This window comes from Streptomyces sp. P17, from assembly GCF_032436805.1.
Lineage (GTDB): Bacteria > Actinomycetota > Actinomycetes > Streptomycetales > Streptomycetaceae > Streptomyces.
Genome location: NZ_JAVRBF010000954.1, coordinates 1 through 265, shown reverse-complemented (window position 1 = coordinate 265; position 265 = coordinate 1). Strand labels below are relative to the sequence as shown.

Below are 265 nucleotides of genomic sequence, written 5' to 3'. Positions count from 1 at the left end.
CCTCGATCCCGATGGTCGGCATGGCGATGGGCGCGGGACTCGTCGCGCGCGCGCGGCGCGTGGCGTGGAGCGCGGCGGCCTCGGCGGGCGTCGTCGTCGGCCTGATCGGCCTCGTCGTCGCGATCAATCCCGGACTGTGGGTGTCGCTGTTCACCAGTGATCCCGGCGTCACCGAGGCCGCCTATTCCTATTTCCGCCTGGCTGGCCCCGCCTTCGGCTTCTTCGGCGTCGGCGTATGCCTCTACTTCTCCTCGCAAGGCGCGGC

1 protein-coding gene is annotated in these 265 nt (G+C 70.9%); it reads left to right on the top strand.

Features of this window, described 5'->3' with window-relative positions:
* Positions 1-265: MATE family efflux transporter (locus RMT89_RS43545; RefSeq protein ID WP_315889288.1), on the top strand; the 265-nt coding region annotated here is incomplete at both ends.